The organism is Burkholderia sp. Ax-1719 (assembly GCF_011753055.1).
GTDB lineage: Bacteria > Pseudomonadota > Gammaproteobacteria > Burkholderiales > Burkholderiaceae > Paraburkholderia.
This window is the reverse complement of the sequence record NZ_VWWJ01000018.1, coordinates 44,624-57,006: the sequence shown is the minus strand read 5'-3', so window position 1 is coordinate 57,006 and position 12,383 is coordinate 44,624. Positions and strand designations below refer to the sequence as shown.

General features: G+C 63.0%; 10 protein-coding genes. 7 read left to right on the top strand and 3 right to left on the bottom strand.

Annotation, left to right across the window (positions count from 1 at the left end):
* Positions 1-2: 2 nt before the first annotated feature.
* A complete protein-coding gene (locus tag F3J17_RS25025; protein WP_167065381.1) occupies positions 3-1,046 on the bottom strand; it encodes an SMP-30/gluconolactonase/LRE family protein in 1,044 nt (347 codons plus the stop codon).
* A gap of 32 nt (positions 1,047-1,078) precedes the next feature.
* On the bottom strand, positions 1,079-1,525 hold the full coding sequence (locus tag F3J17_RS25020) for a VOC family protein (RefSeq protein ID WP_167065378.1): 447 nt from the start codon (positions 1,523-1,525) through the stop codon (positions 1,079-1,081).
* A 163-nt stretch (positions 1,526-1,688) separates the two neighbouring features.
* Here F3J17_RS25020 and F3J17_RS25015 point away from each other — a divergent pair, with 163 nt between their 5' ends.
* The 7 genes from F3J17_RS25015 (at position 1,689) to F3J17_RS24985 (ending at position 10,636) form a co-directional block, all read left to right on the top strand.
* The gene (locus F3J17_RS25015; protein ID WP_167065376.1) at positions 1,689-2,630 is read left to right on the top strand and encodes a LysR family transcriptional regulator; all 942 of its coding nucleotides are present in this window, start codon (positions 1,689-1,691) and stop codon (positions 2,628-2,630) included.
* 205 nt (positions 2,631-2,835) lie between these two features.
* Complete coding sequence (locus F3J17_RS25010; RefSeq protein WP_167065373.1) at positions 2,836-4,080, top strand: MFS transporter; 1,245 nt, start codon at positions 2,836-2,838, stop codon at positions 4,078-4,080.
* A gap of 19 nt (positions 4,081-4,099) precedes the next feature.
* Positions 4,100-4,903 carry an SDR family NAD(P)-dependent oxidoreductase gene (locus F3J17_RS25005; protein ID WP_167065370.1) on the top strand — a complete coding sequence of 268 codons (804 nt, stop codon included), beginning with the start codon at positions 4,100-4,102 and terminating at the stop codon, positions 4,901-4,903.
* A 154-nt stretch (positions 4,904-5,057) separates the two neighbouring features.
* Complete coding sequence (locus F3J17_RS25000) at positions 5,058-6,569, top strand: carbohydrate porin (RefSeq protein WP_167065367.1); 1,512 nt, start codon at positions 5,058-5,060, stop codon at positions 6,567-6,569.
* A gap of 131 nt (positions 6,570-6,700) precedes the next feature.
* Positions 6,701-7,972 (top strand): cardiolipin synthase, encoded by a 1,272-nt coding sequence (gene cls, locus F3J17_RS24995; RefSeq protein WP_167065364.1) that lies wholly within the window; start codon positions 6,701-6,703, stop codon positions 7,970-7,972.
* 104 nt (positions 7,973-8,076) lie between these two features.
* Positions 8,077-9,321 (top strand): multidrug effflux MFS transporter, encoded by a 1,245-nt coding sequence (locus tag F3J17_RS24990; RefSeq protein ID WP_167065361.1) that lies wholly within the window; start codon positions 8,077-8,079, stop codon positions 9,319-9,321.
* Positions 9,322-9,403: 82 nt separating this feature from the next.
* Positions 9,404-10,636, top strand: coding sequence for a DNA topoisomerase IB (locus F3J17_RS24985; protein ID WP_167065627.1), 1,233 nt, complete (start codon positions 9,404-9,406; stop codon positions 10,634-10,636).
* Between the two features lie 229 nt (positions 10,637-10,865).
* On the opposite strand, the gene F3J17_RS24980 is transcribed toward F3J17_RS24985, so the two are convergent.
* The gene (locus F3J17_RS24980; protein WP_167065358.1) at positions 10,866-12,302 is read right to left on the bottom strand and encodes an ISNCY family transposase; all 1,437 of its coding nucleotides are present in this window, start codon (positions 12,300-12,302) and stop codon (positions 10,866-10,868) included.
* Positions 12,303-12,383: the final 81 nt, after the last annotated feature.

Genomic DNA, 12,383 nt, shown 5'->3' with positions numbered 1-12,383 from the left:
AATTACGCGGCGTGGGTTGCCGAGCGATGCCAGTGCGCGAGCGGCAGGCCCGGCACCGGCGAGCGGAAGCTCGCAAGCGTGGTGCCGCCCAGGCTCCCCAGATACACCGTGCGCAGATCGGGGCCGCCGAATGTGAGGCTCGCCATCATCGGCGCGAGCGTGCCGCGGCATGCGCCCATCAGTTCAGGCGTGGTCGTGCCGTTGCGGTAATGCTCTTCGTAATGCGCGAAGGCTTCAGGATTGCCGTCGTCGAGCAGCGTGAGGATTTCGCCCTCGGGCGTGAGCGCGATGAGCTTTTCGTTGAGGATCAGCGTGATCCAGAGATTGCCGTGCGCGTCGAATGCGAAGCCGTCAGGAAAGCCGCCCAGATCGTGCGGGCCGTAAATCTGGCGATCGGTGAGCGAACCGTCGTCCTGCACACGCAGGCGCGAGATGCGGCGCGCGTTGGTTTCCACCACGTAGAGCCATTCCTCGTTGGCGTCGAGGCGAATCTCGTTGGTGCCGACAAACCCATCGGCCACGATGCGGATGCCGTTCTCGTCGATCAGGCCCACGTAGCCATCGGCGGTCTTTTCGTTGATGGAGCGCGTCCACGGCACCTGGCGCGTGGTGACGGTGAACCAGATGCGTCCGCGCGTATCCGTCAGCACGAAATTGGTCTTGCCGAGCGGCGCGTCGTCGATGCGGTCGTAGAGTGTGCGCGATGCGCCGTCACGCGTCATCAGTTCGATGGCATCGGTGCCAAAGTTGGCGATCACGATATTGCCGTCGCGGTCAAACGCTAGACCGTTCGGCAGCGTGCCGCCCATCACCAGTTGTTGCGCATCGCTCGACGCGGGCGTGTTCGCTTCTGGAGTTTGTTGCGCGATCAACGTTTGCGTGCCATCGGCGGCGATACGCATGACGCCGCCGCGCGCGTCAGCGGTCCAGAGCGTGCCGTCGGCTTCGGCGAGAATGCATTCGGGGCGCAGCAGATCGTGACCGACCATGCGGATTTCGTTACGGTCGACCTGCCAGCCATGCAGCGGATTATTCGATGTCGTCATGGTGTCTATGAAAGAAAGATCGGGTAAGGCATTCAGCGATCAGCGGCAAACGGCTCGAGCAATTCGATCAGATTGCCGCTCACGTCGCGAATAAAGGCGGTGGGATTGCCCTCGACCTTCAATTCGAAGGCGATATCCGCGCCTGCTTCGCGCAATGCGGCCACCGCTTCGCCCACGCTGGGCACTTCGAAACACATATGTTTGTTGCCGTGCGTGCGCAGATCGAGATTCGGCACGCGTCGATCGTCGGGCAGGGCGGCTGCGCCCGGCACTTCGAAAATCTCGATGCGGTACTGATCGCGCCGTACGAAGGCGATGCGCGCGGGAATCTTGTCGATATGCAACTGCTCCTCCAGCGCGAAGCCGAGCATGCGGCCATACCAGGCCACGGCGGCGTCGAGATCCGGCACGCTGATGCCGAAATGATGGGGTCGCAATGAAGGAAGCAGCGGCGGCTTGATAGACGGCGCGGTCTGCATGAGGCTTGTCTCCGGCTTGTTTGTGACGCCCGGCGGCCGTTATCGGCGGCACGATGCATCGTTCGTATGGCCCTACTGTAGAGGCAATCATTTTTCGAAACCATCAATTCCTAGTGGAAACACGCATTGATGGCATCGGATGGTCACGGGATAGTGAGGCCTCATGAGACTGGGTCACTTCGACATGAATCTGCTGGTGGCGCTCGACGCGCTGCTCGACACGCGCAGCGTCACGCGCGCCAGCGAGCGGCTGCATATCGGCGCATCGGCAACGAGCAGCGCGCTGGGCCGTTTGCGCGAATATTTCAACGATCCGCTGCTGATGCAGGTGGGGCGGCGCATGGAGCTGACGCCGCTGGGGCGCAGTCTGGCGCAGCCGGTACGCGAGATCCTGCTGCGCGTGCAGTCCACCGTGGTGGCGCGGCTGGAGTTCGATCCCGCGCAGGCGCGGCGCAACTTCGTGATCCGTGCTTCCGACTATCTGACCACGGTGCTGCTGATCGACGTGGTGCAGCGTCTGCAGCGCGAGGCGCCGGGCATCACGCTGCACATCGCCAACATGGCCGACGACGTGCCCGACCGGCTCGATCGCGGCGAAGTCGACCTGGTGATTTACCCGAGTGTGTCGGTGAATCCCAACCATCCTTCGCAGGCGCTGTTCGAGGAAACGTATAGCTGCGTGGTGTGGGAGGGCAACCCGCTGGTGGGCGAAACGCTCACGCTGGAGCAGTACGGCGAACTGGGGCATGTGGCCGCGACCTTTGGCGATAGCCGCAGCGCGAGTGTCGAAGGTTTCATCATGGCGAGCCGCGGCATCTCGCGCAATATCGAAGTCACCACCACAAATTTCAGCACCTTGCCGCAACTCGTGATCGGCACCACGCGGATTGCGACCGTGCTGACACGGCTCGCAACGATTTACGCGCATTTTCTGCCGCTACGCGTATTGCCCGTGCCAATCGACCTGCCGCCGCTAGTCGAAGTGATGCAGTGGCACGCGATCAACGATGGCGATCCCGCGCATATGTGGATTCGCCGCGTCTTGCTGGAGCAGGCGCAGGCCAGCGGGGCGTCGCCTGGCGCGGCGCTCATTCAACGCGCTTGAAGCCGCTTGAACCCTCACTAACGCGCCGGGCGACGACGCGATCGACGGCGAAGATGCGTTGATTTGACGAGATCAAATCGACCTGTCAACGCAATCTGATTGTGTCGTAACGTCGCCGCCGGAATCATTCGTCTCACACAAACAGGACGCTCGCGAATCAGTTCGATCTGGCGGGCGTCCATTCAAACAGAACGGAGACGACCCCATGCATGTGCAAAGCCACAGCCGCGAAGCTGCGCCCAAACGCGCACCCCAGCGCCGCGAGGCCAACTTCTTTCACGCCCTGATCCTGCTGAGCACCGTGATTTGCGGCACGCTCGCGCCGACCGTGATCGGCCCGGTGCTGCCCGCCATGCAGCAGCATTTCGCCAATGTGCCCGGCATCGAAACGCTGGTGCCGGTCGTGGTGACCATGCCGATGTTCGTGCTGGGCGCGCTGGCGATGGTGATCGGCGCGGTCAGCGACAGGATCGGTCGCAAGCGCGTGCTGGTGGGCGCGCTGGTGCTCTACGCGCTGGCCGGCACCGCGCCGCTTTATCTCGACTCGATTCAGGCGATTCTCGCCAGCCGCGCGCTGGTGGGGCTCGCCGAAGCCGCCGCGATGACCGTGAGCACGTCGTTCATCGGCGATCTTTTTACTGGCGCGCGGCGCGACCGTTATGCTGCACTGCAGGTGACGGTGGCGTCCACATCGGCGTTCATCTTCAACCTGATGGGCGGCATGCTGGGCGCTTATGGCTGGCGCGCGCCGTTCGTCGCGTATGCGCTGCCATTGCTGCTCGCACCGCTCGTGCAGATTTTCATCTGGGACAGCAAGGATTCGGGCGCAGCGCTGCGCGAAGCTCAGGCGCATACCGCCGACGAAACCGTATTCCGCCCCTGGCTGCTGGCGATGATCTGTCTCGCGGCTTTCGGTGTGGGTCTCGTATTCATGGTGGTGCCGGTGCATCTGTCGTTCATGCTCGTGCAACTGGGTGTGCATTCGACCAGCGAAATCGGTTTTGCGTATGCGATGAATAGCGTCGGCATCATTGCGGGTACGCTGGGCTTTGGCTGGTTTATCGCGAGCCGCAGCACGGTGCTGCAACAGTTTGTGCTGGGCACGCTCGTATGCGGCGCGGGTTTCGTGTGCATGGGCGGCGCGCACGACCAGACCATGCTCACGATTGGCGGCGCGATCAACGGCGTGGGTTGCGGTGTCGTGCTGCCTGCGCTGGTGAGTTGGGGATTGCGCTCGCTGCCGTTCTCGCGGCGCGGCTTCGGCACGGGCGCGTTCACGGCGGCGCAGTTCGTCGGCTACTTCTGCAGCCCGATCATCGTCATGGGCATGGTGATGCATGAAGGTTCGCGTTTCGCGGTGGTGCAGAACTGGGGGCTTGCGCTGTTCGTGCTGGCTGCTGTCTGCGTGGGCGGCTCGTTGCTGCGCGTGCGTCGTCTGAAGCTCGGCTAAGTCGATCGGGAGACGCCAGATGAAATCCGCTTTCAAGCCCGCGCTGCCCGTCGCTCGCGGCGAGCGCCTGCGCGGCAAGACCGCGCTCGTGACAGGCATTGGCAATGGCATCGGCAAGGGTTGCGCGATGCTGTTCGCGGCGCAGGGCGCGCGCGTCGTGGGCTGCGATATCGATGCCGAGGCCGCAGGGCGCACCGTCGAAGAAGCACGCGAGCGCGGCTGGCAGATCGACAGTCTGCATCCTTGCGACCTGACCGCGCGAGGTGAGGCGTCGCGCTTCGTCGAATTCGCCGTCGAGCGGCATGGTGGTATCGACGTGCTCGTCAACGCGGCGGCATTCGGCGCGTTCGCATGGATCGACGAGATGGACTACGAGACCCAATGGCGTAGAACGCTCACGGGCGAACTCGACATCGTGTTTCTGCTGTGTCAGGCCGCGTGGCCTGCGCTGCAGGTGCGTGGCGGCTCGATCATCAACTTCGCATCGGCCAATGCGACGCATGCGCTCGAAGGCTCACCGGCGCTTGCTCATTGCGCGGGCAAGGGCGGCGTGCTCGCCATGACGCGCCAGCTGGCGATGGAGGGCGGCCCGCACGGCATCCGCGCGAATACGATTTCGCCGGGACTTGTCGAAACCGAAGCCACGCGTCGTCATCTGAACGTGCAGCCTGAATTGATGGAGCGCGTGCTGTCCAAAATGATGACGCGGCGCGTAGGCCAGCCCGAGGATATCGCGTGGTGCGCGCTCTTCCTCGCCTCGGACGAAGCCGCCTGGATCACCGGCGCGGACTTCCCCATCGACGGCGGCTCGACGGCCTGGTAGCACAGCCGGCGCGCTTCGCCGGCACACTCTTTTACCCCACGTATTTCGCAACGCGCCCGTAGAGAGGCGCGGTGGGGATCGCTTTGCCTTAAAAATACTGGAGACGACAATAATGACGATTTATCGGTTTGGAATCCTTAATACTCAGAAAAAAATGAATCTGCGAATTTCGTCGATTGCATTGGCGACGATGATCGCAAGCGGCGCGGTCTATGCGCAGAGTGCGCCTGTGGGCGCTTCGGACGCAGTCGCAAACTCAGCGAAAAAGGCCGATAAAACGGTCGAAAAACGCGCTGCTACGCTGACGCTCGCAGCCAACGACGGCACCATCAAGCAGGCTTCCACTGATCGCCCTGCCGTGCAGCAGGGCATTCCGTCGACCGATCAACTGGGCGTTTCGCACATCGGCAATGCCACGCCGGAACCGCCCGAAAGCCCGCGCCAGGGCCCGCTCTCCGGCATCGGTGAAAAGCTCAATAACTGGGGCTTTACGCCGACGTTCAATCTCGTGCAGATGTATCTCGCCAACCCGAGCGTCGGCCAGCAGACCGGCAATCACGAAGCGCTCACCTTCATCGCCGTCGGCGGCGATTTCGATCTGCAAAAGATCGCGGGCTTCCCGGGCGCGACGATCCACTTCCAGCAACTGTTCGTGCCGTTCACGCATAACCTGGGGTGGGGCACGCAGGTGGGCGACGTGCTGGGCGGGCAGCCCGGCCCCTACGTGCCGAAGGTTTCGCACCTCGCGATGTTCACGTGGGAGCAAAAGGCGTTTCACGACAAGCTTGACGTCGAAGTCGGCAAGAGCAATCCGGGGCTGTATTTTGGGGCTCCCGTGTGCAACCAGGGCTTTGGTTGCCAGAGCGCGATCCTGCAGGACAACGCGGGCATGAATCCGCCGATCTACGTGAACTGGGGCGGCCGCGTGCGCTATAACTTCACGCCCGAATGGTCGGTGCAGGGCGGCATGTGGCGCTCGAATCCGGCGTTTCCGTTCACAAACGGCTGGGAATGGACCGACAGCGTGCCGGACAGCAATGTCTATCTGGCCAACGTGACGTACCGCACGACGTATCAGACCGATCCGTTCCCGAAGAGCTACGAACTGATGCTCTACTACAACACGCGCACGCAGACCGACCCGTTCACGCTGGGCACGCACAAGGGCACGTCGGGGATGTATTTTGGCGGGCGTCAGGTAATTTATCGTCCCGATGGCGGCAATTCCAGCGCGCCGGACCCGACCGCCGTTTCGCTATTCGCAACCGCGACGGCCAGCTTCGATTCGCACGCGACGACGGGCCTCGCCATGACCGGCAGCACCGGTGTGATCCTGGAAGCGCCGCTGCGCAGCCGCCCGCACGACAGCATTTCGCTCTCGTTCAACTGGGCGACGCTGACGCCGCACGAGCAGGAATATCTGAAGCAGGAGAATCTGGCGGCGGGCGGCACCGGCTATACGGTGGGTCGCACGCAATACGGGCTCAAACTCGACGCGAATATCGCGCTCACGCGCAGCATTATTCTGAGCCCGTATGTGATGCGGACGTGGAATACGAACACGTGGGGCAACGCTGCTTATGCGGGCACGCCGAGGAATGGCTTTGTCGCAGGCATTCTGGCCAGCGTGTTTTTCGACAAGATGCTGGGGCTGACGGATCACTGATCGGGCGGGTGGGGATGGGCGCGGGGTAGTTCTCGCGTCCACCTGTAAGGGGCCAAATCGATTCCGCAGCCCGGGACCATTGCATGCTAGGGAGAGTTCGCTCAACCCTGTTCGCAACGCGAGGCCCGTGCATGGCGACGATTGCCCTGATCGTGCTGACTGTAGTCGTCACGCTGATCACCGTACTGGTGATCGCCAACCTGACGAGCGGTGAAAAGAAGATCGAACACAAGATCGACCGGCTCTACGCCAGCGACGACCCGCAATTCACGCGCTCGATGGGCCTGCTGCTTGGGCCGCCGGTGGTCGACGGCAATCGCTTCGAGGTGCTAGTCAACGGTGACCGGATCTTTCCCGCCATGCTCGACGCGATTCGTGCGGCGCGGCACACCATAACCTTCGAAACGTTTATTTACTGGTCGGGCGGAATCGGCGAACGGTTTGCGCAGGCGCTCTCCGAGCAGGCACGCGCGGGCATTGCCGTCCACGTTCTGCTGGACTGGATCGGCTCCTCAAAAATGGATCCGCGCTATCTGCACCTGCTGCGCGAGGCGGGCGCGGAGGTGATCCAGTACCACAAGCCGCACTGGACCGGCCTTGGCAGGATGAACGACCGCACGCACCGCAAGCTGCTCGTGATCGACGGGCGCATCGGCTTTACGGGCGGCGTGGGCATTGCCGACGAATGGACCGGCGACGCGCAGGACGAGCAACATTGGCGCGATACCCATTTTCGCCTCGAAGGCCCGGCGGTCGGGCACATGCAGGCCGTGTTCATGGACAACTGGGTCAAGGCGACCGGCAACGTGCTGCACGGCCCACGGTATTTTCCGCAGCTCGCCGCCGCGGGCGACGGCTTCGCGCACATGTTCAGCAGCTCGCCGTCGGGCGGCAGCGACGACATGCAGCTGATGTACCTCATGGCCATCACCGCTGCGACGCATTCGATCCAGCTATCGAGCGCGTATTTCGTGCCGGACAAGCTGACCATCAACGCCATCGTCGAAGCCGCGAAGCGCGGCGTGGCCGTGCGCATCATCACGCCCGGCAAGCGTATCGATACCCATACGGTGCGCGAGGCCTCACGCGCGTGCTGGGGCGCGCTGCTCGAAGCCGGCGTGCAAATGTACGAATATCAGCCGACGATGTTCCACTGCAAGCTGATGGTGGTCGACGAATATATGGTGTCGGTGGGCTCGACCAATTTCGACAGCCGGTCGTTCAAGCTCAACGACGAAGCCAACCTGAATATCTACGACCGCGGCTTCGCACGGCAACAGACGGCGATTTTCGATGACGATATCCGCAATGCCAGACGTATCACGCTTGAGGCATGGCGTAACCGTCCGCTTCCTGAAAAGCTGCTAGAACGCACAGTCGCGTTGCTCGATTCGCAGCTTTAAAGGCGGGCGGCGCGGGCAGGGCGCGATTGCCCGGCGACAGAGTCCAGGAGCATCGGCCAAAGCGATGCTAGTATGTGCGCCGAATTTGCAACCTTGACGGACTCATGAGCCACGATTGCGCAGACCGCACCATCGCTGTGACCCCTGCATCGAACACACCTCGTTTTCTGTTGTTTCTGATCTGCCTGTTCGCCTCGGCCGGTCAGTTCGCCATTGACGTCTATGTTCCCGCGCTGCCTGCGATGGCGCATTACTTCTCCACCTCGTCGCAGGCGATCCAGTCGAGCGTTTCCGGCTATATGGCGGCCTACGCGCTAGGGCAACTGATCTTCGGGCCAATCGCCGACGCTTACGGGCGCAAGCGCGTGCTGGCAGGCGGCCTCGTCATCTACACGATTGGCTGCGTGCTGTCGCTGGCCGCGCCCAATATCGGCCTGTTCCTCGCGGCTCGCTGTCTGCAGGGTTTCGGTATTGCCACCACCAATCTGCTCGCCAAGGCCATCATCACGGATTCTTTCTCCGGTCAGGCGCTGATGCACGCGTTCACCTATATGTCGATCGCGTGGGGCCTTGCACCGATCGTCGCGCCGGTGATTGGCGCGCATCTGCAAACGTGGTTTGGCTGGCAGGCGTGCCTCGTGTTTCTGCTGGTCTGTTCGCTCGTGATGTGGACGGTGCTGTGGCGCTATCGCGAAACGCTGCGGCAGCCCGTTCATCTGGAACCGCGTACGCTCATGCGCAATGCGGGCAAAGTGCTGTCCAGCCCGGTGTTTCAAAGCTGCTTTCTGGCCCAGGGGCTGTGCTACAGCATCCTGCTGGTATTCAATATCGTCGGGCCGTTCATGGTGCAGAGCACCTTGCACAAGCCACCCACGTTTTTCGGCTATCTCGCGCTCGGCATCGGCATGATGTACTTCCTGGGCGGGCTGTCTAACCGTCTGCACGGCCCGCGCCTGCCGACGCCGGAGCAGCGCCTGCGGATTGGCACGCGCGTGATGGCAGCGTCGTCGATCACGATGCTGGTGCTCGCGCTGACGGTGGGTCTGCAGGTCTGGACGCTCGCGACGCCGGTGCTGGTGATGGGCTTCTGCGCCGGTGCGATGTATCCGACGCTGATGGCCAAGGGCAATTCGCTGTTTCCGCACATTGCCGGGCTGACCAGCGCCATTCTTGGCTGTGCGCTGTTGCTGGTGTCGTCGGCGATGATGGCGCTTGCCGGCTTCGTGTCCATCCAGTCGCTCACGCCGCTCGCGATATTTTTCGTGGTGCTCTCGCTGATCGTGGCGGCGATGGTGACCAAGCTGCTGCGCCATCTGGCGCTGATGGAAGCCGCCCGGCAGGCGGTTTGATCGAGGGGAGGTCGGCGGCACGCGAGTTGCGGGGGCTTTCGCAAAGCAGAGATGGCAATAGTCGGAGGAAACCGTGGCGAAAATGCAAAAGTGCCCCGAAGCGTGCGTTGACGAGTGCGCCGAAGTCGTCAGCGCGGTAGAAGACGCCCTGAATCCTTCGCTAGACAATCTTCCCGCTGGACTGCGCTACGTCGATGATTCGCGCGCGGGCTATACCCGCAAGCGGAGCCGGGGCGCTTTTGCGTACTTCGATACGCAAGGCAAGCGCATCAGCAGCGAACGGGACATTCACCGCATTAATTCACTGGCCATTCCACCGGCCTACACCGAGGTCTGGATCTGTCCCGATCCGCGCGGGCATCTCCAGGCGACCGGCCGCGATGCGCGCGGCCGCAAGCAATATCGCTATCACCCTGAGTGGCGCGCGACGCGTGACGCCGACAAGTACGAGCGGCTGCTGTCCTTCGGCGCGGTGTTGCCGAAGCTGCGCGCACGCGTCAAACGCGATCTTGCGCTCGACGGCATACCGCGCGACAAGGTGCTCGCCACCGTGGTGCGGCTGCTCGATACGACGCTGATACGGGTTGGCAGCGAGGAATATGCGCGCGAAAACCACTCGTATGGCCTGACGACGCTGCGCAAGCGACACGTGAAAGTGTCGGCTGGCACGCTGCGCTTTAAGTTTCGCGGCAAGAGCGGCATCGAGCATGATGTCGCCGTGAACGATGCGCGTATCGCGCGCATCATGAAGCGCTGCATGGATCTGCCGGGTCAGGATCTGTTTCAGTATCTCGATGCCGATGGCGCGCGCCATGTCGTTGGGTCGGCCGACGTCAACGCGTATTTGCGCGAGGCAACCGGCGCGGATTTCACGGCCAAGGACTATCGCACGTGGGCTGGGAGTGTGTTTGCGCTCGCGGCCTTGCGCAAGCTCGAATGGGCGACAGTGACCGAAGCGCGCAAACAGATCGTGGGGACCATCAAGGAAGTTTCGCAGCTGCTGCGAAATACGCCGGCGGTTTGCCGCAAGTGTTACGTGCATCCGGCGATCATCGACGCATTCGAGGCCGGTGAACTGGCGAATGCGATTTTCGGGGTGCGCCGACACGGTCTCAAGAATGGCGAGGCTTCGCTCGTGGTGTTTCTTGAGAAAGACGCCAAACGGCGTGCACGCGAAGCGCGTCGTGATCGCAAGGGCCTGCAATCTGGCGAGACGGAACTGACGAGGCTGTTGGTTCGCTCGGTTCGGACGGTTCGCTCACGCCGTAAGGCGGCTGATGCGCCTAATCGTCGTGTTGAGGCGATGGCGATTTGAGCGCAGCCGGGCTGTTCAGATCAAGCTGAAAGCGGACATTTGAACGTGGTCAAAAGCGGACGTTTTAACTTAGCCACTACAAACAAATGTCATGGCCAGATAGAGATGTCCGGTCTCCGCCTCAATAGAAATGTCCGGTTTTAACGAGATCTGCTTCTATCTTTCACCTGTTCGATCGTCACTCCGTGTTGAAGGATAGCGTTTGACGCAGCAGGGTGCCTGTGCCCATTCAGCGGGCCTTTGCAGACCGTCGGCCCGGTTTTGCGTCCGGCTTTGAACCTGTCTTTGCGGCCTGCGCCAGTTTCACAATCACCGCGTCCATGTCCGCCTGCGTGAACTCGCGCGTCGTCTTCGTGCCCGCTCGCCGCTTCGCGGCCCGCACGGGCTGGCCCTGGTTCGTGCGCGAGGGCGACCCCGACGCCCGCCTGTCATCGCGCTGCGCCTGCAGGGCCTGCGCGACCGCGAGTGCGTGCGCCAGGCGCTTGTGCTCGATTACCGCGCCCTGGTCCACCTCGGTGAGCCGGTCATACTCGCGGTACGGCAGGACCTGGCCATCGGCGCGGATCTCGATGCGCCCGTCCGGATACTCCCAGACCTCGATGTAGCGATGCACGCGTTTGCGGTTCTCCGGCGTGTCGTCGAGCAGGTACATCACGCGGTCGTACTGCACCGTCAGCGCCTTCGTGACGCGCCGCGTTTCGCGCCAGGTGAGCAGGGCGTCCAGATCCTCGTCCGGGCGCAGTGGCCGGTGCGCATCGAACGTGCTGCGCGGCGGCTTCGCAAACCGTGCGTTGTAGCGCTGCATAAAGGTGGGCGCATACGCATTCGCGTGCGCCAGGGTGCTGATGCCGCGCAGGCGGAGTTCCTTCACAAGCCGGTCCTGCAGCGTCAGGTGCGCGCGTTCCACCCGGCCCTTGGCCGGGCTGCTGTTGGCGCAGAACGTGTCGATGTTCAGCTCGTACATGGCGCGTCCGAAGTGCGTCACGCTGCGGCCCGTTTCGTGGGCCTTGACGCTGCGGAACACGCTTGCCTTGTCGCTATACAGCGCCACCGGCTTGCCGTGACGTTCCAGGTACGCCCGCGTGGCCTCGAAGTAGCTGAAGGTCGATTCGGTGGCCGTGAAGTGCAGGTGCATCAGGCGGCTCGTCGCGTCATCGACGTAGCCCAGCAGCGTGCAGGCCGGTGCGCGGTCCTCGAACCAGCGATGGTCGCTGCCGTCGATCTGGACCAGCTCGCCGAGGCACGCCCGGCGCGCCCGGGGCTGGTAGACCTTCGGCGGGCGCTGCGCGCGTGGAATCCACAGACCCGCATCGCGCATCCATCGACGTACGGTCTCCCGGGCCAGCTCAATCCCGTGGCACTCAGCGAGCTTCTCGCAGGCCAGCGTCGGCCCGAAATCGGCGTAACGCTCACGCACCAGCGCCATGGCCCGGGCCCGCAGATCGACGGGCAATTCCCGGTTACTCGGCTGTCCACGCCTGGTCGAGACCAGGCCGGCTGGCCCGCAAGCCTCATAGCGCCGACACAGCCGGCTGATCTGCCGTTCGCTGAGTTGCAGCCGCTCAGCCGCTTGAAAACAGCGCAGACGGCCGTCAACAACCGCCTCGATTACCTTGACCCGCTCAAGTTCGCGCATGCTTGCCGTGATCAGCTCACGTCCGTTCATGGTTCGCCCCTGGTCGACGCATCGCGCAAGCGTGCGCGTCAATCAGGGCAGGAATCGGACATTTCTAATGAGCCAGAACCG

Excerpts from the sequence above, each read along its gene's own strand:
- F3J17_RS25020 (WP_167065378.1), bottom strand. The coding sequence starts at position 1,525 with ATGCAGACCGCGCCGTCTATCAAGCCGCCGCTGCTTCCTTCATTGCGA.
- F3J17_RS25000 (WP_167065367.1), top strand. The coding sequence starts at position 5,058 with ATGAATCTGCGAATTTCGTCGATTGCATTGGCGACGATGATCGCAAGC.
- F3J17_RS24990 (WP_167065361.1), top strand. The coding sequence starts at position 8,077 with ATGAGCCACGATTGCGCAGACCGCACCATCGCTGTGACCCCTGCATCG.
- F3J17_RS24980 (WP_167065358.1), bottom strand. The coding sequence starts at position 12,302 with ATGAACGGACGTGAGCTGATCACGGCAAGCATGCGCGAACTTGAGCGG.
- F3J17_RS25025 (WP_167065381.1), bottom strand. The coding sequence starts at position 1,046 with ATGACGACATCGAATAATCCGCTGCATGGCTGGCAGGTCGACCGTAAC.
- F3J17_RS24985 (WP_167065627.1), top strand. The coding sequence starts at position 9,404 with ATGCAAAAGTGCCCCGAAGCGTGCGTTGACGAGTGCGCCGAAGTCGTC.
- F3J17_RS25010 (WP_167065373.1), top strand. The coding sequence starts at position 2,836 with ATGCATGTGCAAAGCCACAGCCGCGAAGCTGCGCCCAAACGCGCACCC.
- cls (WP_167065364.1), top strand. The coding sequence starts at position 6,701 with ATGGCGACGATTGCCCTGATCGTGCTGACTGTAGTCGTCACGCTGATC.
- F3J17_RS25005 (WP_167065370.1), top strand. The coding sequence starts at position 4,100 with ATGAAATCCGCTTTCAAGCCCGCGCTGCCCGTCGCTCGCGGCGAGCGC.
- F3J17_RS25015 (WP_167065376.1), top strand. The coding sequence starts at position 1,689 with ATGAGACTGGGTCACTTCGACATGAATCTGCTGGTGGCGCTCGACGCG.